This is a genomic window from Variovorax xiamenensis (assembly GCF_050916385.1).
GTDB lineage: Bacteria > Pseudomonadota > Gammaproteobacteria > Burkholderiales > Burkholderiaceae_C > Variovorax.
In genome coordinates this window covers 2,312,967-2,337,314 of the sequence record NZ_CP139038.1, presented here as the reverse complement: position 1 = coordinate 2,337,314, position 24,348 = coordinate 2,312,967, and the positions used below count along the sequence as shown (strand labels likewise).

Genomic DNA, 24,348 nt, shown 5'->3' with positions numbered 1-24,348 from the left:
CGTCCATCGAATTAAAACACTAGTATATTAGTGCGTCAATGACACAATCGCCCGCGATGAGCGCCTCCCCGAAGATCCGACTTGACCGCACCCGCCTTGCCGCGCCGCAGGTGCTGGAGAAACTGCGCGAAGCCATCCTCGCGCTCGAGCTCGTTCCCGGAACCGTGCTGCAGCGGCAGGAGCTCGCCGACCGTTTCGGCGTGAGCCAGACGCCCGTGCGCGAGGCCCTGCTTCGGCTCAACGAGGAAGGACTGGTGGACGTGTTCCCTCAGCACGCGACGCTGGTCAGCCGAATCGACATCTCCGCGGCGCGCGAAGCGCACTTCCTGCGGCGCTCCATCGAGCTGGAACTGGTGCACCAGCTGGCCGTCGAAGAATCACCGGGCCTTGTCGACCAGCTGAAAGGCGTCATCGCCCAGCAAGCAGCGCTGGCAACCTCGCAGCGCTACGGCGACTTCGTCAACGCAGACCGCACGTTCCATCGCCTGATGTACGAAGCCGGCGGCGTGCTGGGCCTCTGGGACCTTGTGGGCCGCGTCTCCGGCCACGTCGACCGCCTGCGCCGCCTGCACCTGCCCACCGCCGGCAAGACAGAGGCGATCCTGCGCGACCATCGCGCCATCACGCGCGCGATCGAGGCGAAGGACCCGGACGCAGCCCAGGCCGCGGTGCGCAAGCATCTGTCGGGCACGCTCAGTGCCGTGAACGAGATCTGCAAGCAGTATCCCGACTACGTGATTGCCTGAAAGGGCTTCTCTGCCCCTTCACCCCAGCGCGTCGTTCACCTGCTCCCTGAACTCGCTCAAACTCACCGCCGCGCCGATCTCCCTCGGCAGCGCGTCGCGCACCGAGAACACACCCAGCACCTTCGCTCCCGCCACCAGCGGCAGATGGCGAAAGCCGCGCTCCAGCATCAGCACCACGGCGTCCGACACCAGCGTCTCCGGCGGCACGCAGATCGGGTTGGGCGTCATCACCTCGCGCACCGCCGTGCCGTCGGGGTCGAGCCCCTTGGCGAGCACGCGGGTCATGAGGTCGCGCTCGGTCAGTATGCCCAGCAGCGTGTCGGGCAGTTCCATGACGAGCACGCTGCCGCAGTTGGCGCGCGTCATCACGCATGCGGCGTCACGTACCGTGGCCTGGGGAGCCACGCTGAGCACGTGCTTGCGCGAAATCGATTGGAAAACGGTGCGCTCGGACATGATGCGCCCTCCGTGAGTCGAACTCTGAATGGTGCCGCCGGCCGTTGCTCAGCGCAAGGAGGCGTTGAGCCGCTCCAGCGCCTGGGCGCCGGGGCACAGCTGTTCCGGCCCCAATGCATTGAGCGGCCGGTCGCAGGTGTTGAGTGCCGTGTGCAGGTCGGTGGCCAGCGGGTCGACGTAGAGCAGCCCCGTGACCACCTCGCCCATCTCGTGATGACGCTGCATGTAGGCCATGGCGGCGAAGCGGTCGCCCGGGTCGTAGTCCGGGTGCAGGCTTCGCAGGCGCAGCAGCGTGCCGTCGTGCTGGCGCACGTCCATCACCTCGCCGGGCTCCATGTCCACGGCGATCTCCTCCCGTCCGCTGATGAAGTCGATGCGGCTCACCGCCTCGTTGTGCTCGCGGATGTAGTCGTAGCTCTTGGTGCTGCCCGGATGGTTGTTGAAGGCCACGCAGGGGCTGATCACGTCGATGAAGGCCGAGCCGCCATGGCTGATCGCTCCCTTGATGAGCGGCACCAGCTGCGCCTTGTTGCCCGAGAAGCCCCGACCCACGTAGCTCGCGCCGAGCTGCAGCGCCATGGCGACCAGGTCCACCGGGCTGTCGGTGTTGACCACGCCCTTCTTGCTCTTCGAGCCCTGGTCGGCGGTCGCCGAGAACTGGCCCTTGGTGAGGCCGTAGACACCGTTGTTCTCCACGATGTAGGCCATGCGCACGCCGCGCCGCATCGCATGCGCGAACTGGCCCAGGCCGATGGAGGCCGAATCGCCGTCACCGGAGACACCGAGATACAGCAGGTCGCGGTTGGCGAGGTTGGCGCCGGTCAGCACGCTGGGCATGCGGCCATGCACGGTGTTGAAGCCGTGCGATGCGCCGAGAAAGTAGTCCGGCGTCTTCGAGCTGCAGCCTATGCCCGAGAGCTTCGCCACGCGATGCGGCTCGATGTCGAGTTCCCAGCAGGCCTCGATGATGGAGGCAGAGATCGAGTCATGCCCGCATCCCGCGCACAGCGTGGAAATCTTTCCTTCGTAGTCGCGCCGCGTGTAGCCGACCTTGTTGGTGGCCAGCGTCGGATGCCGCAGCCTGGGCTTGGCGAGGTAGGTCATGCGGGCTCCTTCGCACCGGTGTTGCCTGGCGCATGCGCCGTCTTGCCGACATGCGTGTCGATCGCCTGGACGATGAAGCGCGCGGTGATGGGCGTGCCGTCGAAGTGCAGCACCCGCACCAGCTTCGCCGGATCGGCATCCAGCTCGTTGACCAGCAGGCTGCGCATCTGCGCGTCGCGGTTCTGCTCGACCACGAACACGCGCGAATGTTGCGCAAGGAACTGCACCACGCTGTCGGGAAACGGAAATGCCCGCAGCCGCATCGCGTCGAGATGGATGCCGCGCTCTTCCAACTCCTGCAGCGCCTCGTGCATCGAGGGGCTGGTCGAGCCGAAATAGATCACGCCCAGGTCGGTCTTCCGGGCAGCAGGCTTCAGCACCGGCTGCGGCACCAGCGTGGCCGCGGTCGCGAACTTCTTCAGCAGCCGCTCCATGTTGTAGATGTAGTCCGGCCCGCGCTCCGAATAGCGCGCGTAGGCATCGCGCGTCGTGCCGCGCGTGAAGTAGCTGCCCTTGGTCGGATGCGTGCCCGGCAGCGTGCGCCACGGAATGCCGTCGCCGTCCACGTCCTTGTAGCGGCCGAAGTCGCGGCCGGCCTCCAGCTCTTCGGCACTCATGACCTTGCCGCGGTCGTAGGCCTTGCTGTCGTCCCACTCGAAGGGCTTGCACAGGCGCTGGTTCATGCCGATGTCCAGGTCGGTCATCACGAACACCGGCGTCTGCAGCCTGTCGGCCAGGTCCAGCGCGGCAGCCGCATGCTCGAAGCACTCGTGCGGGTCCTCGGGAAAGAGCAGCACATGCTTGGTGTCGCCGTGCGACGCATAGGCGCAGCAGAGGATGTCGGCCTGCTGCGTGCGCGTGGGCATGCCGGTGGAAGGACCGCCACGCTGCACGTTGATGAGCGTGACCGGAATCTCCGCGAAGTAGGCCAGCCCGATGAACTCCGTCATCAACGAAATGCCCGGCCCCGATGTCGCGGTGAAGGCCCGCGCGCCGTTCCAGCCGGCGCCGACCACCACGCCGATCGATGCGAGCTCGTCCTCCGCCTGCACGATGGCGAAGCGGTGCTGGCCCGTGGACTGGTCCACGCGGAACTTGGTGCAGTACTTCTGGAAGGCCTCTGCCACCGAGGACGAAGGCGTAATCGGATACCACGCCGCCACTGTCGCGCCGCCGTACACGCAGCCCAGCGCCGCCGCGCTGTTGCCGTCCACGAAGATGCTGTTTCCCACGCGGTCGGCGCGCCGCACCTTCAGGCCCACGGGCTCGCGCAGGTTCTCGCGCGCGAAGTCGCAGCCCAGGTGCAGCGCCTGCACGTTGGAGGCGAGCAGCTTCTCCTTGCCCTTGTACTGCTCGCCGAAGAGCTTCTCGACCACCTCGGGCTCGATGCCCAGCAGGATGGCCAGCGCGCCCACGTAGACGATGTTCTTGAACAGCTGCCGCTGGCGCGGGTCCTGGTAGACGGCGTTGCAGATCTCGGTGAGCGGCATGCCGATCACGCGGATGTCGTCGCGGAACTTCGAGGGCGGCAGCGGCCGCGTGCTGTCGTAGAAGAGATAGCCGCCGGGCTCCAGTTCGGCGATGTCGGCGTCCCACGTCTGCGGGTTCATCGCCACCATCATGTCGGTGCCGCCACGCCGGCCCAGGTGGCCTTGCTCGGTCACGCGCACCTCGTACCAGGTCGGCAGGCCCTGGATGTTGCTGGGGAAGATGTTGCGCGGGCTCACCGGCACGCCCATGCGCAGGATGGCCTTGGCGAAGAGCTCGTTGGCCGAGGCCGAGCCCGAGCCGTTGACGTTGGCGAACTTGATGACGAAGTCGTTGACCGCCTCGATCCGTTTCGTGCTCATGCGGGCTCCTTCCGGACTTGCTCCTGGCCCTTCTCCTGACCCGCGAGCGTCATCTTCAGCAGGAACTTCTGCATGTCCCAGGCACCGGTCGGGCAGCGCTCGGCACACAGGCCGCAATGCAGGCAGACGTCCTCGTCCTTCACCATCACGCGGCCCGTTTTCAACCCACCCGACACGTACAGGTCCTGCGCCAGGTTCAGCGCTGGCGCCTTGAGCCGCGAACGCAGGCCCTCCTCCTCGCCGTTGTCGACGAAGTTGATGCAGTCCATCGGGCAGATGTCCACGCAGGCGTCGCACTCGATGCAGGCGGGCTCGTTGAACACCGTCTGCACGTCGCAGTTCAGGCAGCGCGCTGCCTCCTTGAAGGCGGTGGCGGCGTCGAAGCCCAGTTCCACCTCCACGCGGATGCTGGCCAGCGCCGCCTCGGCCTTGGCCCACGGCACCTTGTAGCGCAGGTCGTTGGAGGTGTCGTTGTCGTAGCTCCACTCGTGGATGCCCATCTTCTGCGACACCAGGTTGGTCATCGGCGGCGGACGCACTTCGATAGGCTCCGCGCGCAGCAGCTTGTCGATGGACACCGCGGCCTCGTGGCCGTGGGCCACGGCGGAGATGATGTTCTTCGGGCCGAAGGCCGCGTCGCCGCCGAAGAACACGTTGGACACCGACGACTGGAAGGTGTTCGCGTCCAGCACCGGCAGGCCCCACTTGTCGAAGTCGATGCCGCAGTCGCGCTCGATCCAGGGAAAGGAGTTCTCCTGGCCCACCGCCACCAGCACCTCATCGCACTCGAAGTACGCATCGGGCTCGCCCGTGGGCTGCAGCGTGCGACGGCCCTTGTCGTCGTAGACCGCCTTCACGATCTCGAAGCGCATGCCCACGAGCTTGCCGTTGTCGTGCACGAAGGCCTTGGGCACGTGGAAGTTGATGATCGGAATGCCCTCGTGCGCGGCGTCTTCCTTCTCCCAGGGCGAGGCCTTCATCTCCTCGAAGCCGCTTCGCACGATGACCTTCACGTCGCTGCCGCCCAGGCGCCGGGCCGAGCGGCAGCAGTCCATCGCCGTGTTGCCGCCGCCCAGCACGATCACGCGCTGGCCGATGCTGCTCACATGGCCGAAGGACACCGAGCTCAGCCAGTCGATGCCGATGTGGATGCTCGCGGCCGCTTCCTGGCGACCCGGAATGTCGAGGTCGCGACCGCGCGGCGCGCCGCAGCCGACGAAGATCGCGTCCCAGCCCTGCCCCATCAGCGCCTTCATCGAATCGATGCGCTCGCCGCCGCGGAACTCGGCGCCCAGGTCGAGCACGTAGCCCGTCTCCTCGTCGATGATCGACTCGGGCAGCCGGAAGCGCGGAATCTGCGTGCGGATGAAGCCGCCGGGCTTGGCCTCGCCGTCGAACACCGTGACCTCGTAGCCCAGGGGCGCCAGGTCGCGCGCGACGGTGAGCGAGGCCGGCCCTGCGCCGATACAGGCGACGCGCTTGCCGTTCTTCGGCACGGGCTTGGGCATGCGGGCGCGCACGTCCTCCTTCATGTCGGCGGCCACGCGCTTGAGCCTGCAGATAGCCACCGGCTCCGGGGCCTCTGTATTGCTTTCTTCCACACGTCCGCGCCGGCAGGCCGGCTCGCAGGGCCTGTCGCAGGTGCGCCCGAGGATGCCGGGGAAGACGTTGGAAACCCAGTTGACCATGTACGCGTCGCCGTATCGGCGCTGCGCGATCATGCGTATGTACTCGGGGACGGGAGTGTGCGCCGGGCAGGCGTACTGGCAATCGACGACCTTGTGGAAGTAGGCCGGGTTGGCAATGTTCGTTCGCTGCAACGCGTGTCTCCTGGCTGTCGCCCGGAACCCCGGAGGGGCCGACGAGTGGCTTGTGGCGCTTTTGGCGGAGTATGCGCCGCTCAGGCTGGAGCGCAAGCTTGGTGGAATCCCGCAGCCACCGGGCCCAGCCCGGAGGTTCACCCGGGGCTCATCCGAGCGCGACCGCGAACAGGGCATCGATCAGCGGCCGTTCCCTGCGGATGGAGAGGCAGCACAACGAATAGCTGATCGACAGCTGGTCGTCGTCGATGGCAACAGCCACGAGTCCCGGCAGCGGGATGAACTCCACCTGCGTGACGAAGGAAACGCCCATTCCGTTGGCCACCGCGTGCTGGATGGCCTCGCGGCTGTTGATCTCCATTGCGCAGTGCAGGTTCACGTCCTGCTGCCGGCAGGCGCGCTCGACGCGATGCCGGGTCTTGGAGCCGGGCTCGCGCATGATGACCGTCTCGCCTTCGATGTCGCGAGTGGAGATGGACTTGCGCTTCGTCCATGCGTGGCCCTCGGGCACCACCGCGACGATGCGCTCCGTGCGGTAGGGCTCGACATGCAGGCCCTCGGCCCCGGCCGGATCGACGACGATGCCGACGTCGATGCTGAAGTCCTGCAGGCCCTGCAGGGTGGACTCCTCCGACCCGATCGACACCGTGATGTCCAGCGACGGATGCGCTTCCTTGAAGTTGCGCGCCAGCTCCATCGCGATGGGCGGCGACACCGCGCCGACGCGCACCAGCCCCACCTTGAGCTTGCGCGCGCTCTGCAGGAAGAGCATGGCCTCCTCTTCCTGCCCGAACAGGCCCTGCGTGATGGCATAGAGCCGCTCGCCCGCCGCCGTGAGCTTCACGCTGCGGCCGCTGCGCAGGAAGAGCTCCACGTTGAAGCGTGTCTCCAGCGACTTGACCTGGTCGGTCACCGTCGGCTGCCCGATGTGCAGGTATTGCGCCGCCGAGGTGAAGCCGCCGGTCTTCGCCACGGCGTGAAAGCATCTGATCGATTTGTAGTACTGGTGGAACATGGATTCGGGCCCCGGGGGCGTGCAGCCTCTCACAGGCGCGCCCGCGCGCGAATGGGCGCTTTCCCCGGGTCGCGATGCCGGCGCGGGGCGTTCATCCATCGGTTTTCGACCAGGCGCACACCGGAAATGCGATTGGACGGAACTTCGGGCCGCTTCGACACTGCCTTCACCAAGAAAGAAACGCGCGGCACAGCGCGATGCAGAAGCAGCGAAAAGAGAAGCCACCGAAACAACCGCCGACACGAGACAAACCCGATGCCCCACGCATATCGCAACCCCGTATCCATCCACAGCGGCCGAGGCAGCCTTGAACGGCTCCCGTCGATACTCGCCGGCCGCCGCGTCGCTGTCGTCACCTTTCCCGAGGCACGCGAGCTCGGGCTGGTCGAGCGCCTCGAGAAGCTCCTGCCCGGCTCGCTGGTCGAGGTGATCGACGACGTGCGGCCCAACCCCGACGTGGCGCACCTGAGCGCCCTGTACGACCGCTTCTGGCAGTCGCCCGATGCCTGCGACGCGATCGTGGCAGTCGGTGGCGGCAGCGCCATCGACACAGCCAAGGCGCTGATGGTGGGCACGGCCAGCGGCCGCTTCGACGAACTGGTCGAGCTGCTGTCGGCGGGCAAGTCCTTCGAGCCCGCGAGCGTCAAGCCGCTGATCGCCGTGCCGACGACGGCCGGCACCGGCAGCGAGGTGACGCCCTGGGCGACGATCTGGGACGCAGCCCGGCAGAAGAAGTATTCGCTGCACCTGGAGGCCACCTGGCCCGAGGCCGCCATCGTCGACCCCGAGCTGATGCTCTCGGTGCCGGCGGGAACCACCGTGTCGACCGGGCTCGATGCGCTGTCCCATGCGCTGGAGTCGGTGTGGAACGTGAATGCGAACCCGGTCTCCGACACCTTCGCCGTCTCGGCCGTGCAGGACATCTTCGAATGCCTGCCGGCCCTGGTGAAAGACCTGCGCAGCATCGAACTGCGCGAGCGCATGGCGATGGCCGCGCTCAAGGCCGGGCTCGCGTTCTCCAACACGAAGACGGCGCTGGCCCATTCGATCTCGTACGAGATGACGCTGCGCTACGGCCTGCCTCACGGCATCGCCTGCTCGTTCACGCTGCCCATCGTGCTGGAGAAGGCATGGGCGCGCTCCCCTGATCGCGACCGCACGCTGCAGCGCCTCTTCGGTCCCGACCTGCGCGCCGGTGCCCTGCATCTGCGCGGCTTCCTGCAGGGGCTGGGCGTGAAGACCGAGTTCGCGGACTACGGCGTGGCGGACGCCGAGGCCACGGCCATGATCGCGCGCGCCATGGAAGGAGCGCGCGGCAGGAACTTCATCGGCGCGGTGTCGGCCTAGCCGGCCGGAGCCGCAAAGCCTCGAGAAAAACAACGCCGGCGCCACAGCCGGCCCCACGGGTCCACGCCCGTCAAGCACAGGAGACAAACATGCAATTGGCGAACCAGGGTTTGCAGGCCGGCGCGTACGCGCAGCCCCATGAGCTTTCATTCCGGCGCGCGCAGTGGCGAATGCTGCTGGCCGCCATGTTCTGCTATCTCTTCTTCTACACCGGCCGGCAGACTTTCGGCTTCGCCATTCCGGGCCTGCAGAAGGAATTCGGGCTGTCGAAGGAAGTGCTGGGCTGGGCCTCGGCCAGCCTTCTGTGGTGCTACGCCATCGGCCAGGCGATCAACGGCAACCTCGCCGACAAGTTCGGCGGCCGTCGCGTGATGACCGCGGGCGCAATCCTTTCGTGCGCGGCCAACTGGGTGGTGAGCTTCGCCGTCGGCTTCAGGACGCTCGCGATTCCATGGGGCGTCAACGGCTACTTCCAGGCGCTCGGCTGGGCGCCGGGCAGCCGACTGCTGTCGAACTGGTGGGGCACCGGCGAGCGCGGCAAGGTGTTCGGCTTCTACACCTTCGCGGCCGGGTGCGCGTCGATCCTCTCGTTCGTCACCTCCATCATCGTCGTCAACGTGCTGCACCTGGACTGGCGCTGGATCTTCAGGCTGCCCGTGCTGCTGATGCTGGTGGGCGGCATCGCGTTCTACCTGATCGCCCGGGAACGCCCCGAGGACCTGGGCTTCAAGTCGCCCGACACCGGCATCGCCAACGCGGAAGACGCGAAGGCCGCCACCGCGAGCCACGTCGCACCCGAAGAAAGCTCGTGGAGCCGCTACAAGGCCGTGCTTTGCAACCCGAGGCTGCTCATCGCCGCGCTCGCCATCGGCTTCCAGAACGCGGCGCGCTACGGGCTGATCGTCTGGGTGCCGGTGCACTTCCTCGGCAAGGACTGGAGCAAGATGGCCGACGGCATGATCGATCCGGCCTGGATCTCGGTGGCTCTGCCCGTGGGCATGGCCTTCGGCGCGCTCACCAACGGCTGGATCTCCGACCGCGTCTTCGGCTCGAAGCGCTACAAGGCCATCGTGCTCTACATGCTGCTGGGCGCGGCCGCCTCCATCGGCATGTACCTCACGCCCACGAGCATCGCCGGCCTGGCGCTGCTCTTTCTCGCGGGCTTCTTCGTCTACGGCCCAGCCTCCTCCTTCTGGGCCCTGTGCCCCGACCTCGTGGGAGCCAAGCGCTCGGGCACGGCCACCGGCGTCATGAACTTCTTCTCCTACCTGCTGGCGGGCCTGGGCGAACCGTTGATCGGCCGGCTGCTGGACCACTCGGGCAGCACGTCGATGGTCTTCCCGATCGTCGCGACCAGTTGCCTCATCAGCGCCGCCATCGCGGTCTTCATCCGGCGCTGAGGCGGGCCGCCCTTCCCTTCATCCAACCGATCGATCGATCCATCCATCTCCATCAAGGAACCCTCTGCCATGAAACCCGAATCGCTGGAAGTCAACGCCCGCAGCTATCGCTGGATGAGCCGCCCCGTCGTGGTCGTGTGCGTCGACGGCTGCGAGCCCGCCTACCTCGACGCAGCCATCGCCGCCGGCGTGGCGCCGTACATCGAGCGCATGAGAAAGACCGGCGCCGACCTGCTGGCCGACTGCGTGGTGCCCTCGTTCACCAACCCGAACAACCTGTCGATCGTGACCGGCGCGCCGCCCGCGGTGCACGGCATCTGCGGCAACTACTTCTTCGACCGCGAGCTCGGCCAGGAAGTGATGATGAACGACCCGAAGTACCTGCGCGCCGGCACGGTGCTCGCGGCCTTCTCCGATGCCGGAGCGAAGGTCGCCGTGGTGACCGCCAAGGACAAGCTGCGCAAGCTGCTGGGCCACCGCATGAAGGGCATCTGCTTCTCGTCGGAGAAAGCCGACCAGGCCACCGTGGAGGAGAACGGCATCGACGGCGTGGTCGCGATGGTCGGCATGCCCGTGCCCTCCGTGTACAGCGCGGAGCTGTCGGAGTTCGTGTTCGCGGCCGGCGTGAAGCTCATGGAGTCGCGCCGCCCCGACCTGATGTATCTCTCGACCACCGACTATGTGCAGCACAAGGCCGCACCCGGCAGTCCCGCCGCCAATGCCTTCTACGCGATGATGGACGGCTACCTCGCACGGCTCGACGAACTGGGCGCCACCATCGTCCTCACCGCCGACCACGGCATGAACGACAAGCACGACGCGCAAGGCGCGCCGAAGGTCGTCTACCTGCAGGACGTGCTCGACGACTGGTACGGCCAGGACGAGGCGCGCGTCATCCTCCCGATCACCGACCCCTACGTGGTGCACCACGGCGCGCTCGGCTCCTTCGCCACCGTGTACGCGCCCGACGAGGCCCGCGTGCCGGGCTGGATCGACCGGCTGCAGAGCCTGCCGGGCATGGAACTCGTGCTCTCGCGCAAGGACGCGGCCCAGCGCTTCGAGCTGCCGCCCGATCGCATCGGCGACATCGTGGTCGTCAGCGAGCGCAGCACGGTCATCGGCACGTCTGCGAGCCGGCACGACCTCTCGGCGCTGGAGGTGCCGCTGCGCTCGCACGGAGGCGTCTCGGAGCAGCGCGTGCCGCTGATCTGCAACCGCCCGGTCTCAGGCATCGCGGCCGGGCGCCGGCTGCGCAACTTCGATGCGCTCGACCTCGCGCTGAACCACGCCCAGTAACCGCCCGGAAGGCCCGCCATGAACCAGCCATTGCAAAAGACCACCGAAGTCCACTACGAAGCCCTGCGCATCGCCGGCGAACGCGTCTACCGCGACGAGGTCATCGAGGTGACCTATCCCTACACCGGCGAAGTGATCGCCACCGTGCCGAAGGCCACGCTGGCGGACGTGCGGCGCGCCTACCGCATCGCCTGCGACTACAGGCCCACGCTCACGCGCTACGAGCGCTACCGCATCCTGATGCGCGCGGGCGAGCTCATCGCCTCGCGCCTGGACGAGATTTCGCGCACCATCACGCTGGAGTCGGGCCTGTGCCGCAAGGATTCGCTGTACGAGGTGGGCCGCGCCTCCGACGTGCTGCTGTTCGCCGCCAACCAGGCGCTGGTGGACGACGGCCAGGTGTTCTCCTGCGACCTCACGCACCACGGCAAGAGCCGCAAGGTCTACACGCTGCGCGAGCCGCTGCAGGGCGCGATCACGGCGATCACGCCGTTCAACCATCCGCTGAACCAGGTGATCCACAAGGTGGCGCCTTCCATCGCAACCAACAACCGCATGGTGCTCAAGCCCAGCGAGAAGACGCCGCTTTCGGCCTTCATCCTCGCAGACATCCTGTACGAGGCGGGGCTGCCGCCGCAGATGCTTTCGGTGATCACCGGAGACCCGCGAGAGATTGCCGACGAGATGCTCACCAGCGCCGACGTCGACCTCGTCACCTTCACCGGCGGCGTGGCCATCGGCAAGTACATCGCGGGCAAGGCGGTCTACAAGCGGCAGATCCTGGAGCTGGGCGGCAATGATCCGATCATCGTGATGGAAGACGCCGACGTCGAGGAAGCCGCGACGCTGGCCGCCAGCGGCTCCTACAAGAACTCGGGCCAGCGCTGCACGGCCATCAAGCGCATGCTGGTGCACGAGGCGGTGGCCGACCGCTTCGTCGAGCTGCTGGTGCGCAAGACCGAGGCGCTGAAGTACGGCGACCCGATGGACCCGCACACGGACATGGGCACGGTGATCGACGAGGCCGCGGCGAGGCAGTTCGAGTCGGTGGTCGGCGAGGCCATTGCCGGCGGCGCGAAGCTGATGTGCGGCAACGTGCGCCGCGGCGCGCTGTACTCGCCCACAGTGCTGGACCACGTCGAACCGGGGATGACCGTCGCGAAGCACGAGACCTTCGGGCCGGTCTCGCCGGTGATCCGCTTCTCGAGCATCGAGGAGGCGATCCGCATCTCCAACGGCACGGCCTACGGTCTCTCGTCCGCGGTGTGCACGAACCGCATGGACTACATCACGCGATTCATCCGCGAGCTGAACGTGGGCAGCGTGAACGTGCGCGAGGTGCCGGGCTACCGGCTGGAACTCACGCCCTTCGGCGGCATCAAGGACTCGGGGCTGGGCTACAAGGAAGGCGTGCTGGAGGCGATGAAGAGCTTCACCAACACCAAGACCTACTCGCTGCCATGGTGATCTTCAGGTGAAGCCGCCCTCCGGCGAAGCCATCTGCGCCGGGAGGGCGATTCCCCCGTTGCGGACTTCATGCGCTCACAATGTCCGCCGGTTACTCCACGGGACGACACCATGAGCGTTTTGCACATGTTTCTACCGGTATGCGAGCCGGCGCGCAGCGAGGCGCTGGCCCAGTTGCGGAAGACGCACCACCTGCCCCGCCACCTCGTCAAGGGCATCGCGATAAAGCATCACGACACGGGCGAGCCGGCTGCCGCGCCCGATGCGCAGCAGGCCCAGCAGCAGGCGCAGACACCTCCGAAGGAAACGCAGGCACCGGCCTCGCCGCAATAGCAGCGGCCGCCTTCGGATCGAAGCTCGTTCACTGGCTCGCGTTCGGCGTCGCGCGCGCCAGCAGGCGGATGTGCTCGAAGTCGAGCAGGTCCAGCGCGTGCCGCACTGCCTCGACCAGCGCCGAATGGCGCGCGTCGGCCGCGAGGCGGTCGGCCCAATCGTGCAGGTCGCTCCAGCGGCCGTCGCGCGCGAGCGTCTCCAGTTCGTCGCGCACCGCCGCGGGCAGCGGCGCGATCGCGGGCACCGGCAAGCGCCTGCCGGCGCTGCGGGCCGATGCGGGCACGGGCATGGGCAGCGGCTTCGCGACGACGGGCACCAGTTCCTTGGGTGCCTCCTTCACGATCACCGAGAAGCGCACGCGCGTGCCCAGGTTGCGACGGCTTTCGAGCTGCAGCCTGCCGCCCATGTGCTGCACGATGCGCCGCGCGATCGTCAGGCCGAGCCCGTGTCCGTTCGAGCTGGGCGCTCCCTGCTCGAAGGCCCGCATGATGCGCGCCTGCTCTTCCTTCTCGATGCCGACGCCGCTGTCCCACACGTCGAACTCGAGCCGCCACGAATCCTCGCGCGGCCGCGCCTGCACGCGCAGGCCCATCGTGCCGTCGCGCGTGAACTTCGCGGAGTTCGACAGCAGGTTTAAGAGCAGCTGCTGGAAGCGCTTGCTGTCGAGGTACACGGCAGCGGGCAGCGCGCCCAGCACGTCGAGCTCGAAGCGGTTGTGCTGGCGCTGCGCGAGCGTGTCGGCGTACTGCGCGATGTCGTCGATCAGTGCGCGCAGGTGCACGGGTTTCGACTCGAAGGAAAAGGGCAGCAACTCGCTTCTCGCGTAGTCGAGCAGGTCGTCGATGAGGGTGAGCTGGTAGGCCGCGCTGCGCTCGATGGCCTGCAGCCGATCGGGCGGCGCCGAGCCGTCTTCGTTGAGCCGGCGCACGTTGCCGATGATGGTCGACAGCGGCGCGCGCAGGTCGTGGCTGATGTAGGCCAGCAGTTGCGTCTGCTCGCGCGACTGCTGCTCTGCCTGCTCCAGCGCCGCGTTCAGCGCATGGGTCTTGCGCTCCACCTCCTCGCGCAGGCGCTGCTGTTCTTCCGCCTGCCAGTGCGCCAGCGTGCGCTGCGCGGAGTGCCGCTGCCGCGACAGGTGATGCGCCCACACAGCCAGGGCCACGAGGCCGACCAGCATGCCCGGGAAGCCCAGCGCATAGGCGTCGAAGCCGGGAAGCATGTGCGAGGGCATCGCCAGTTCCACGAGGCGCAGGCACACGCCGACGGTGATGATGCTCATCACCGGAAAGGCCAGCCGCCCGCCCGGCCCGGCGCGGCGCATGTAGATGAAGGTGCTGACGGTCAGCGACAGCACCACCAGCGGCGCGCTCAGCGTGCCCGCCGTCGCGAAGGGCGCGTAGGGTCCGAAGAGCGTGCCCAGCACCACCACGCATTGCGCCACCGCGAGCACCACGAACAACGACAGCCCGGGCACGCGCACCGGGCCGCGCCGCGACACCGTGTACAGGTAGAACATCAGCGACAGCACGCAGCAGCCCGCGGTGACGCCGGCCGCGCGGTAGCTCCATTCGATGCTGTCGGGCCACAGCGCGAGCCGCGCGTGGCCGCGATAGGTGCTCTCGTAGAGCGCCACCAGCGCGAAGCCCATGCTCTGTAGCGCCATCGCCAGGTTGCGCGAGATGACCCACAGCGACAGCGAATACACCGACAGCACCAGCAGGCCGCCGATGAGCAGGCCGTCGAGCAGCGCGTGGCTGCTTTCCGACGTGCGCCAGGCGTCGGCCGAATACAGCTTCGGCACGAGCTTGACGCTGCTGTCCGTGCGCACGCGCACCAGCACGCGCGCCTGCTCGCCGGGACGCAGGTCGAGATCGAGCGTGGGCACGCGGTCACGGTCGCGCCACTTGACCGGACGCACCGACACGCCCGCGCGCTCGTGCGTCCAGGTGGCCCAGCCGGCGAGTTCGCGGCGCGCGTGGAAGTCGACATGCTGCAGCCATGTGGCGTCGAGCACCAGCCGCAGCGGCTGGATCGCGGTGCTGCCGTTGACCACCGTCAGCCGCATCCAGAAGGCGGAGGTCGAGAAACCCGGCCGCATGCGCGCGGAAGTGCCGGGCTGGAATCCGTCCGGGCTTTCGCCTGGCAGCGCGTCGACCTCGTCGAGCGACATGCGCGCGCTGGTGTCTTCGAACAGTTCGGCGCGCGTGTCGAGCAGCACCGGCCAGCGGGTCTCGTCGTCGATGCGCAGCATGTCCGCCCAGGCGGCGGGGAGCGCCATCAGCCAGAAGACGGCGCAAAGCAGGAGCGAGCGAACGCCGCGAAGGCCCGGGGTGGTCACCGCCTTTGCCGGTGCCGCGTCAGGCCGAAGGCACCGACGGAGGCGCGACCGGCGCTGCCCCTGCCTGGCGAAAGGCGGTGGGCGTGGTGCCGAAGCGTTCGCGGAATGCGGTCGAGAAATTGGCCGCGCCCGAGAAGCCGACGGCCAGGGCCACTTCTTCCACGCTGAGCGCCGAGTTCGCGAGCAGCCGCTGCGCCTCCGCGAGCCGAGCCTCGCGCGCGAACTCGAACACCGTGCGGCCGGTCTGCTCCTTGAACACGCGCGACAGGCGCTTCTCGTGCGTGCCCACGCTCGCCGCCAGCGCGGGCAGCGCCGGCACGTTCGCGAGGTCGGAACGCACCAGCCGTTCGACCGCCTGCGCGAGCACGCGGTCGGCGTGGTCGGTGGTTGGCTCACCCCTGGCATGCTCCAACGCGCTCTCGGCCTCCTCGATGCAGGCCTTCGCCTGATCGCGGCAACTCGCGAGAGCGAGATGCACGGCCACGCGCGCCAGCACTTCCGCCGGCTCGAAGGGCTTGAGGATGTAGTCGACCGCGCCTTCGCGCAGGCCCGTGAGGCGCTCTTCCACCGAGCTCGACGAGGTCACGAAGATCACCGGGATGCGCGCCGTAACGCGGTCGGCCTTCAGCAGCCGGCAGGTCGCGAAACCGTCGGTGGCGCCCATGCGAACGTCGAGCAGCACCAGGTCGGGCTGCAGCGCGGTCGCCCGGCGATAGCCCTCCAGCGCATCGAACGCCAGGCTGATGCGGTGCCCCGCCTCGCGCAACACGCCGAGCAGCAACTGCAACTCTTCGATGTTGTCGTCGATGACGAGGATGTGCGCGCGCCGGGGCGGCGTGGTCGACCAGTAGGACATGGGCGTCGAGCGTAGGAGTGCGTCGCCTAAAAGCAGCGTGAATTAGTTCACATTCAGTTCACATTATGTTGCATTGGTAAACAAATGTCATCATTAGCAAAGCTTTCGTCCTGATTCGCAAAGGCTCCCTTCGGGGGCCCACCGAAGAATCCCGCCCTTTCCGGAGCACCCGCCGCCTTCACGGCGCGACAAGAAACGGTGCCCGGCCACCAGAGCCATCACGAGGGACGGGATGTTCAGGACCCCATCGAATCTGTCGCACGCGCAGGCGCGGCGCGACGTGTCTTCCAACGCCGCGCGCCTGCGCCACGGCCTTTGGCGCCGTTGCCTGACGCGCCTTGCCGCGCCCGTTGCCGGGCTGCTCTTCGCCACGGCCGCGCATGCGGTGCCGCAGGTGTCGAGCCTCGTGCATTCGCCGGACATCCTTCCCGCCGGCGGCACGGTGACGAGCACCGTCACCATCGCCGAGACCGACAGCCTGCCGATCGGCGCGCCGGGTGCGTCCTTCACGTACACGATCCCAGGGAACAGCATCTACATGGGCACCGGCGCGGTTCCCGTGGGCACCTGCTCGGCCACCGTGTCGGTAGGCTCCGCCGGCCCCGGCACGCTGACCTGCTCCGGCATCACGCTGGCGGCGAACCAGCTGCGCAACTTCGAAGTGCTGCTGCGCACGGTCGCGCAGGGCACGCTGAGCGTGACCGCCACGCCCAGCGACGGCGGCTCCAGCGAGACCAAGACGATCACTGTGAACCAGGGCGCGGACATGGCGGTGACCATCAGCGCGCCGGTCAACGCGCCGAGCGGCTCGACGGTGCCGATCGTCTTCACGGTCACCAACAACGGCCCCGACACCAGCACGGGCTCGACGCTGACCTACCCGATTCCCACCGGCCTGTCGGTCTCCGGCAGCGGCCTGCCCTCGGGCTGCTCGATCAGCGGCAGCCTGCTGACCTGCAACGTGCCGGCCACGCCGGCAAGCGCCGGCAGCAACACGCGCACCTTCAGCATCAACGGCGTGGTCACCGCGGGCGCGGGCTCGACCATCACGCACCAGCCGGCCGTGGCGGCCGTGGGCGGCGTGGGCGACGGCGTTTCCACCAACAACACGATCACCGCCAACACCACCGTGACGGCGGGCTACGTGCTCGCGCTCGCGAAGAGCCATGACGGCGGCCAGCTGCTGGTGGGCCAGCGCTTCAACTTCAGGCTGAGCCCGAGCTTCAGCGGCAGCCCGCCCACCGGCGTGACGCTGAGCGACACCATCCCCGCCAATTTCGCGATCCAGACGCCGATCAATGCCGCCGCCGGCTGGAACTGCTCCGTCAGCGGCCAGACGGTGAGCTGCACGCGCAGCAACATCGGCGGCAGCAACGGCGCCAACGTGGCGCTCGGCGACATCGTGGTGCCAGTCATCGCCATGACCGCCGGCACCGGCGTCGTCAACGAGGCCACCGTGAGCGCGACCGGCCCCATCGCCAACTCGGCCACCGGCAGCGTGCCGGCCGACGTGGCCGTATCGGCCACCGACTTCCGCGCCGACAAGCGCCGCGGCTGGCCGCAGAACAACGTGCCGCTGGGCCAGGCCTTCGACTACCAGGTCGGCAGCACCAACCTCGGCAGCACGCGCCTGCTCGCGGGCAGCACGATCCAGCTGGTGGACGACCTGCCGGCCGGCGTGCAGATCAACAGCGTCACGCAGCGCGACGGCTACACCTGCACGGTGACCAAGGGCGGCGCCACCGTCGTCCCGACGCCCGCCACGCCGGTGCCCGGCCCGGCCACCGTGACCTGCACGCGCACGCTCGCCTCCGACATCAGCGTCGACCTGTCCGCCGGCAACAGCGCGCGCAACGGCGGCTACATCATCGTGAACGCCACCATCCCGGCACTGCCCTCGGGCGGCGGCCAGATCGTCAACAGCATGTGCGTGAACGTGGCGCTGCCAGCGGCCGCGCCAACGCTCGGCGCCGACCCCGACGCCAACACCGGCAACGACTGCGTGAGCCTTGGCACCGGCGTGAACGACACCGCCACCGCGGCCGACGTGAAGGTGCTCAAGCGCGTGGTGGGCATCGGCGACAGCGCGGGCAACCGCCAGGTCGCGGGCCAGAACGTCACCTGGGAACTCGAGGTGGTCAACGCCGGCCCCTCCGAAGCACAGAACGTGGTCGTCACCGACGCCTTCGCGCAGGTGATCGGCGCGGGCAGCGTCTCGCAGACGGCCAACGGCGGCACCTTCGCCGGCGCCTGCGCGCTGCCGGCCAATGGCAGCGGCTTCGGACAAGCGTCGCTGTCGAACTGCACGCTGTCGACCCTGCCGGTCTGCCGCGCGAGCACCGACCCCGCCAGCGCGCTGCCGCTGTGCCCCGTCATCCGGGTCGTCGCCAAGCACTACGGCGACGGCGCCTCGGCCACCGATCACGGCTTCCAGATCAACAACACGGCCAACGCGCTGGCGACCACGCCGGCCGATCCGAACCTGGGCAACAACGACGGCAGCGCCACCGCGTACCTGCTCGCGCGCACCGACGTGACGGTCACCAAGTCGGCCAGCCCCGCCTCGGTGCCGGTGGGCCAGCTGCTCACCTACACGCTCACCGCGCGCAACCTGAGCCTCGCCCAGGGCAGCCTCAGCCGCGCCTACGACGTGCACGTGGTCGACACGCTGCCGGCCAACCTGATGTTCATCTCGGCAACTGCATCCGGCGGCGGCAGTTGCTCGACGGTGCCGAGCACCACCCAGCCCACGGGCACCGGCGGAACCAACAACCAGCTCGAGTGCGCCTGGACCTCGCTCGACCGCAACGTGCAGCAGACCGTCACGGTGCGCGCGCGGCCGCTGTACGTGCTCAACGGCTCCACGGTGACCAATAACGCGCAGGTCTCCACGGCCACGCCCGAGCTCAGCACGACCAACAACAGCGCCGCCGTGCCCGCCACGGTGACCGCGCCGGCGTACGACCTCGTCGTCACCAAGCGCGACGACGTCGACCCGGTGAACGTGGGCGACGACGTGGGCTACACCATCACGGTGTCGAACAACAGCGCCTCGACGGCGGAAGACGTGCGCCTGGTCGACACGCTGCCGCTGCCGGGCCCCGGCGGCGAGCTGCCGCCCACGCTGGTGTCGGTGACCGCCCCGGGCGGCACCACCTTCGCGCTGGCCAACGGCGCCGCCATCGGCTCGGCCGGCGGGCAGATCGTGTTCACCATTCCCACACTGGGAGGCACCGGCGCCACATCCACGGGCGAGCCCAACGCGCTGCAATTCCGCGTGGTGCTGCGCGGCGTCTCGCGCGGCACCTTCCAGAACAACGCCAGGGTCGATTTCTTCGACGCCGCGCGCAACGCCTTCGACACCGTCCAGGGCAACAACGCGGTGGCCGAGAACACCACCTTCCGCTTCAAGGCCGACGTGCAGGTGGTCTCCAAGACCGCCGTCATGGCCGGCACCACCACGCCGGTGACCACCGCGTCCTCGGCCGTGCCCTTCGATTGGCTCGTGCAGCTGCGCAACAACGGCCCCGACAGCGCCGAGACCACCAGCTTCACCGACACCCTGCCCGCATCGCTGGTGCTGGCCGGCCCGCCGGTGTTCACCGTGACGGGCGGCAGCTTCACGCCCGCGGCGCCCACCTGCACCGGCACGGCCGGCAGCACCGCCGTGAGCTGCGCGATCACCTCGATGCCGGCCAACGGCACGGCCACCGTGCGCATTCCGGTGCGCTTCAGCGGCGCGGCGCCGGCCAACGGCACCGTGCTGACCAACCGCGCGCACATCGTCACCACCGGCTCGGGCGACACCAACGGCGGCACCGACCCGAACGGCGGCAACAACTTCAACGACGGCAGCGTCACGGTGCAGAACAGCGCGCTCTCGGGCCGCGTGTACGAAGACCTGAACGGCAACGGCCTGATCGACAGCGGCGAGCCCGCCATCGCCGGCGTGACCATCCGCCTGAGCGGCACCGACAGCTCGGGCAACGCCATCACCCTCACGACCACCACCGACGCCGCCGGCAACTGGAGCTTCACCGTGCCCGCCGGCACCTACAGCGTGGTGGAAGACCAGCCTGCCGCGTACCTGCCCGGCATCACCCGCGCGGGCACCGTCAGCGGCGCGGGCAGCGCAGCCGGCACCGTACCGCCGGGCACCGGCAACGGACCGAACGGCTCCAACGCCAACCGCATCGACAACATCGTGCTCGGCACGGGCGGCGCTTCCAGCGCCAACAACTTCGGCGAGGTGCGTGCGTCCAGCCTGGCCGGACGCGTCTACCAGGACGCCGACTACAGCGGCACCGCCAGCGCGGGCGACCCCGGCATCGCCGGCGTGAGCGTCACCCTCACCGGCACGGACATGTACGGCAACCCGGTGTCGCTGACCACCACCACGGCGGCGGGCACCGGCAACTACACCTTCAACAACCTCACGCCCGGCAGCTACACGCTGACCGAGACGCAGCCGGCCGGCTTCGTCGACGGCGCCGACGCGGCCGGCTCCGCAGGCGGCACGGTGGGCAACGACGTGGTGAGCGCCATCACGCTGGCTTCCAACGTGAACGGCACGGGCTACAACTTCGGCGAGCAGCTCACCCGCATCACGACGCGCGTGTTCGTCGACGGCAACAACGACGGCATCCCGCAGGCCGGCGACACCGGCATCCCGAACGTCGAGCTGCGCCTGACGGGCACCGACGCCGCGGGCAACGCGGTGAACATCCTCGCGGTGGCCACCGGCACGCCCGGCGCCTACGAGTTCCGCAACGTGCCTCCCTCGGGCGCGGGCGGCTACACCATCACCGAGACGCAGCCGGCCAACTACGCGCCCGGCAAGGCCAACAACAACGGCCAGCCCGGCACGCCGCAAGGCGGGGGCAACGTCATCACCGGCGTGACCGTCTCGGGCACCAGCGTGCCGGCGACGCAGGGCGAGTACTGGTTCGGCGAGTTGCTGCCCGGCGGCATCTCGGGCCGCGTGTACTACGACCGCGACGGCAATGGCGCGCAGGGCGCGCCGGCCACCGAGCCGGGCCTGGCGGGCGTGACCATCACGCTCACCGGCACGGACGTCAACGGCCAGCCGGTGTCGCGCACAGCCGTCACCGACGCCAATGGCGACTACAGCTTCCCGAACCTCGCGCCGGGCAGCTACACCGTGACCGAGGCGCGGCCCGCGGGCTACCTGCCCGGCATCACGCGCGCCGGCAACGTCAGCGGCGCGGGCAGCACCCCGGGCGCGGTTCCCACCAGCGGCAGCGGCGTGACCAACGGCCCCAACGGCTCGAACGCCAACGTCATCCAGAACATCGTGCTCGGCGCGGCGGGCGCGGGCTCCACCGGCAACAACTTCTCGGCCGTGAAGCCCGCCAGCCTCTCGGGCTACGTGTACGCCGACGTGGCGCCTTCCAACGGCACCCGCGACAGCGGCGAGCCCGGCATCGCAGGCACCACCATCCGCGTGACCGGCACCGACTTCCAGGGCAACGCGGTCGACCGCACGGTGCAGACCGCCGCCGACGGCCGCTACCTGGTGGACGCGCTCACGCCCGGCACCTACCAGATCGACGAGACGCAACCCGCCGGCGTGGCCGACGGCCCCGAGTCGCTCGGCACCGTGGGTGGCGCGCCGCGCGGCACCGCCAACCCCGGCGGCACCAACGACCGCTTCGGCGGCCTCGCACTGGTGTCGGAAGACGCGGGCATCGACTACAACTTCGGCGAGCGCGGCGGCCAGATCGCGGGCTGGGTGTACGTCGACACCAACAACGACGGCATCCGCCAGCCCACCGAGGCCGGCATTCCGGGCGTGACGCTCACGCTCACCGGCCGCTCCGCCAGCGGCCTCGCGGTGAACGCCACGGTGGTCACCGACGCGAACGGCCGCTACGTCTTCACAGGCCTGCTGCCGGCCGACGCTGCGGGCTACACGATCCGCGAGACGCAGCCCGTGACGTACGCCGACGGCCTCGACGCCGTGGGCACGGTCGAGGGCGCGGTCACCGGCACGCTGGGCAACGACGTCATCAGCGCCATCGCCTACCGCGGCGGCAACGGCGACAACTACAACTTCGGCGAACGCGGCGCGTCGCTGGCGGGCACCGTCTACAACGACGCCAACCGCAACGGCAAGCGCGAGCCGCAGGACTTGCCGATCGCCGGCGTGACCATCACGCTCACCGGCACCGACGCCGCCGGCCAGCCGGTGACGCGCACTGCCGTCACCGACGCCAACGGCCGCTACGAGCTGCCCGGCCTGCCCCTGCCCGGCAGCGGCGGCTACACCGTCACCGAAACACAGCCCACCGGCTACGACGAAGGCATCGCCGTCCCCGGCACGCTGGGCGGCACCGCGCAGGGCCCGAACCAGATCCGCGTGAACTTCACCGGCCTGGAAGCCCACGGCACCGGCTACGACTTCACCGAGCACAGCAACCAGCCCGCGTCGCTCACCGGCACCGTGTGGTTCGACCAGAACCACAACCGCAGCCGCGAATCGGGCGAAGGCCAGGGCGAAGGCTGGACGGTGGAGCTGCTGCGCTGCGCCGACGGCGGCAACGCCTGCGCCGAGAACGCGGCCACCGTGCTCTACACCGTGACCACCAACGCCGACGGCAGCTACCGCTTCGGCGACCTGGTGCCCGGCGAATACCGCGTGCGCTTCCGCTCGCCCGACGGCCGCGTCGTGGGCGGCGTGTGGCCGACCGACACCGCGCAGAACGGCGCGAACGGCCCCTACCCGACGCCCGCGGCTAGCGATCCGCGCTTCAGCATCAAGGTGCGCGTGAACGCGGGCGCCAACGTGCAGAAGCAGGACCTGCCCTACGACCCGGGCGGCGTGGTCTACGACAGCGTGAGCGGCACGCCCGTGCCCGGCGCCGTGGTGAAGCTGGTCGGCCCGGCCGGCTTCGACCCCGCGCAGCACCTGCTCGACGGGCGCGACAGCTACACCACCGGCCCGAGCGGCTACTACGACTTCTTCGTGCTGCCGGGCGCGCCGGCCGGCGAATACCGCCTGGTCGTCACCCCGCCGGGCGCCTACCTGCCATCGACGATGTATCCGGCGGCGGCCGGCGCGCTGGGCACGCAGTCGTGCGCGGCGCCCGCCAACGGACCGGCACCCGCGCAGACCAACCCCTGCGTGGTGAGCCCCGGCGCGGCACTGGTGCCGGGCGCGGGCTACTACATGGTGTTCAACATGCCGGGCGGCGGCGGCCAGCACGTGGTGGCCAACAACATTCCGCTCGACCCGTCGAACGCCACGCTCATCGAGCTGCGCAAGACCACCTCGAAGCTCACCGTGAAGAAGAGCGAACTACTGCCCTACCGCATCACGGCGCGCAACACGCGCGGCACGGCCGTGCCGGGCGTGGCCGTGGTCGACACCCTGCCGCCGGGCTTCCGCTACATCCAGGGCTCGCTCAGCGTGCGCACGCTGCCCGGCGGCGTGGCGCTGCCGGTGATCCCGCAGATCAGCGGCCGCCAGGTCGTGGTGCCCGGCCAGAACTTCGCGCCCAACGAGACCAAGGAATACCTGATGGTCGCGGGCGTGGGCGTCGGCGTGGGCGAAGGCGAATTCGTCAACCAGGTCGTGGCAACGCAGGGCGTTGGCGGCAGGACGCTGTCGAACCTGGCCACCGCCAGCGTGCGCGTGGTGCCCGACGCCCTCTTCGACTGCACCGACGTGATCGGCAAGGTCTACGACGACAGGAACGCCAACGGCTACCAGGACGACGGCGAACCGGGCCTGGCCAACGTGCGCATCGCCACCGTCAACGGCGTGCTGGCCACCACCGACGCCGAGGGTCGCTACCACATCGCCTGCGCCGCCATTCCGAAGGAAGGCACCGGCAGCAACCTGGTGCTCAAGCTCGACGAGCGCACCCTGCCCTCGGGCTATCGCACCACCAGCGAGAACCCGGCGGCCGAGCGCGCCACGCGCGGCAAGGTGCTGAAGATCAACTTCGGCGCCACCGTGCACCGCGTGGTGCGCCTCGCGCTGCAGGGCGCGGCCTTCGACGACGGCGCCGCCACGCTGCGCGCCGCCTTCGCGGGCGAACTCGAACGCACGGTGACCGTGCTGGCCGAGAAGACCTCGGTGCTGCGGCTGGCCTACAAGGCCGCGCCGGGCGAGCCTGCATCGCTGGGCCGCGACCGCACCGACGCGGTGAAGGCCGCGGTGCTCTCGCGCTGGAAGCAGCTCGGCGAGCAGCGCGCCTCGCGCAACGAGCCGCCGCTCTTCAACCTGGACGTCGAGATCGAGCTGGTGCCTGCCGCCGCCTCTTCCGGGGAGGTGAAGCCATGACGCGAGGAAAAG

General features: G+C 69.0%; 14 protein-coding genes. 7 read left to right on the top strand and 7 right to left on the bottom strand.

The features are described from left to right. The first annotated feature begins 56 nt into the window (after positions 1-56). The gene (locus SFB74_RS10255) at positions 57-746 is read left to right on the top strand and encodes a GntR family transcriptional regulator (RefSeq protein ID WP_432730703.1); all 690 of its coding nucleotides are present in this window, start codon (positions 57-59) and stop codon (positions 744-746) included. 18 nt (positions 747-764) lie between these two features. On the opposite strand, the gene SFB74_RS10250 is transcribed toward SFB74_RS10255, so the two are convergent. The 5 genes from SFB74_RS10250 to SFB74_RS10230 form a co-directional block, all read right to left on the bottom strand. Continuing rightward, a complete protein-coding gene (locus SFB74_RS10250) occupies positions 765-1,202 on the bottom strand; it encodes a CBS domain-containing protein (RefSeq protein ID WP_432730702.1) in 438 nt (145 codons plus the stop codon). Positions 1,203-1,250: 48 nt separating this feature from the next. Next, on the bottom strand, positions 1,251-2,306 hold the full coding sequence (locus SFB74_RS10245) for a 2-oxoacid:ferredoxin oxidoreductase subunit beta (RefSeq protein ID WP_432730701.1): 1,056 nt from the start codon (positions 2,304-2,306) through the stop codon (positions 1,251-1,253). Further along, positions 2,303-4,156: a 2-oxoacid:acceptor oxidoreductase subunit alpha gene (locus tag SFB74_RS10240; protein WP_432730699.1), complete on the bottom strand. Its 1,854-nt coding sequence runs from the start codon at positions 4,154-4,156 to the stop codon at positions 2,303-2,305. Before SFB74_RS10240 ends, SFB74_RS10245 begins: the two co-directional genes overlap by 4 nt. Next, the gene (locus tag SFB74_RS10235) at positions 4,153-5,976 is read right to left on the bottom strand and encodes an FAD-dependent oxidoreductase (protein WP_432730698.1); all 1,824 of its coding nucleotides are present in this window, start codon (positions 5,974-5,976) and stop codon (positions 4,153-4,155) included. The genes SFB74_RS10240 and SFB74_RS10235 overlap by 4 nt, the downstream gene beginning before the upstream one ends. Before the next feature lie 148 nt (positions 5,977-6,124). Continuing rightward, complete coding sequence (locus tag SFB74_RS10230; RefSeq protein WP_432730697.1) at positions 6,125-6,991, bottom strand: LysR substrate-binding domain-containing protein; 867 nt, start codon at positions 6,989-6,991, stop codon at positions 6,125-6,127. Positions 6,992-7,246: 255 nt separating this feature from the next. On the opposite strand from SFB74_RS10230, the gene psrA reads away from it, so the two are divergent. The 5 genes from psrA to SFB74_RS10205 all read left to right on the top strand — a co-directional run bounded on the left by psrA (position 7,247) and on the right by SFB74_RS10205 (position 12,834). Continuing rightward, complete coding sequence (psrA, locus tag SFB74_RS10225) at positions 7,247-8,338, top strand: iron-containing alcohol dehydrogenase PsrA (RefSeq protein ID WP_432730696.1); 1,092 nt, start codon at positions 7,247-7,249, stop codon at positions 8,336-8,338. Positions 8,339-8,427: 89 nt separating this feature from the next. Next, positions 8,428-9,738 carry an MFS transporter gene (locus SFB74_RS10220; protein ID WP_432730695.1) on the top strand — a complete coding sequence of 437 codons (1,311 nt, stop codon included), beginning with the start codon at positions 8,428-8,430 and terminating at the stop codon, positions 9,736-9,738. 69 nt (positions 9,739-9,807) lie between these two features. Next, entirely contained in the window at positions 9,808-11,034 is a 1,227-nt protein-coding gene (gene phnA / locus SFB74_RS10215) for a phosphonoacetate hydrolase (RefSeq protein WP_432730694.1), read from the top strand. Between the two features lie 18 nt (positions 11,035-11,052). Then, entirely contained in the window at positions 11,053-12,501 is a 1,449-nt protein-coding gene (phnY, locus tag SFB74_RS10210; protein WP_432730693.1) for a phosphonoacetaldehyde dehydrogenase, read from the top strand. Between the two features lie 111 nt (positions 12,502-12,612). Further along, positions 12,613-12,834, top strand: a complete 222-nt coding sequence (locus SFB74_RS10205; protein ID WP_432730692.1) for a hypothetical protein — start codon at positions 12,613-12,615, stop codon at positions 12,832-12,834. A 28-nt stretch (positions 12,835-12,862) separates the two neighbouring features. Here SFB74_RS10205 and SFB74_RS10200 read toward each other — a convergent pair whose 3' ends face one another. Further along, positions 12,863-15,112 carry a sensor histidine kinase gene (locus SFB74_RS10200; RefSeq protein ID WP_432730691.1) on the bottom strand — a complete coding sequence of 750 codons (2,250 nt, stop codon included), beginning with the start codon at positions 15,110-15,112 and terminating at the stop codon, positions 12,863-12,865. A 79-nt stretch (positions 15,113-15,191) separates the two neighbouring features. Next, positions 15,192-16,028, bottom strand: coding sequence for a helix-turn-helix domain-containing protein (locus SFB74_RS10195; RefSeq protein WP_432730690.1), 837 nt, complete (start codon positions 16,026-16,028; stop codon positions 15,192-15,194). 232 nt (positions 16,029-16,260) lie between these two features. On the opposite strand from SFB74_RS10195, the gene SFB74_RS10190 reads away from it, so the two are divergent. Then, entirely contained in the window at positions 16,261-24,336 is an 8,076-nt protein-coding gene (locus SFB74_RS10190; RefSeq protein WP_432730689.1) for an SdrD B-like domain-containing protein, read from the top strand. The last annotated feature ends 12 nt before the right edge of the window (positions 24,337-24,348 follow it).

What these genes read in the sequence shown, in the direction of transcription:
- SFB74_RS10190 (WP_432730689.1), top strand. Translation starts at nt 16,261, where the DNA reads ATGTTCAGGACCCCATCGAATCTGTCGCACGCGCAGGCGCGGCGCGAC.
- SFB74_RS10255 (WP_432730703.1), top strand. Translation starts at nt 57, where the DNA reads ATGAGCGCCTCCCCGAAGATCCGACTTGACCGCACCCGCCTTGCCGCG.
- SFB74_RS10220 (WP_432730695.1), top strand. Translation starts at nt 8,428, where the DNA reads ATGCAATTGGCGAACCAGGGTTTGCAGGCCGGCGCGTACGCGCAGCCC.
- SFB74_RS10230 (WP_432730697.1), bottom strand. Translation starts at nt 6,991, where the DNA reads ATGTTCCACCAGTACTACAAATCGATCAGATGCTTTCACGCCGTGGCG.
- SFB74_RS10205 (WP_432730692.1), top strand. Translation starts at nt 12,613, where the DNA reads ATGAGCGTTTTGCACATGTTTCTACCGGTATGCGAGCCGGCGCGCAGC.
- psrA (WP_432730696.1), top strand. Translation starts at nt 7,247, where the DNA reads ATGCCCCACGCATATCGCAACCCCGTATCCATCCACAGCGGCCGAGGC.
- SFB74_RS10195 (WP_432730690.1), bottom strand. Translation starts at nt 16,028, where the DNA reads ATGTCCTACTGGTCGACCACGCCGCCCCGGCGCGCGCACATCCTCGTC.
- SFB74_RS10245 (WP_432730701.1), bottom strand. Translation starts at nt 2,306, where the DNA reads ATGACCTACCTCGCCAAGCCCAGGCTGCGGCATCCGACGCTGGCCACC.
- SFB74_RS10250 (WP_432730702.1), bottom strand. Translation starts at nt 1,202, where the DNA reads ATGTCCGAGCGCACCGTTTTCCAATCGATTTCGCGCAAGCACGTGCTC.
- phnA (WP_432730694.1), top strand. Translation starts at nt 9,808, where the DNA reads ATGAAACCCGAATCGCTGGAAGTCAACGCCCGCAGCTATCGCTGGATG.
- phnY (WP_432730693.1), top strand. Translation starts at nt 11,053, where the DNA reads ATGAACCAGCCATTGCAAAAGACCACCGAAGTCCACTACGAAGCCCTG.
- SFB74_RS10240 (WP_432730699.1), bottom strand. Translation starts at nt 4,156, where the DNA reads ATGAGCACGAAACGGATCGAGGCGGTCAACGACTTCGTCATCAAGTTC.
- SFB74_RS10200 (WP_432730691.1), bottom strand. Translation starts at nt 15,112, where the DNA reads ATGGCGCTCCCCGCCGCCTGGGCGGACATGCTGCGCATCGACGACGAG.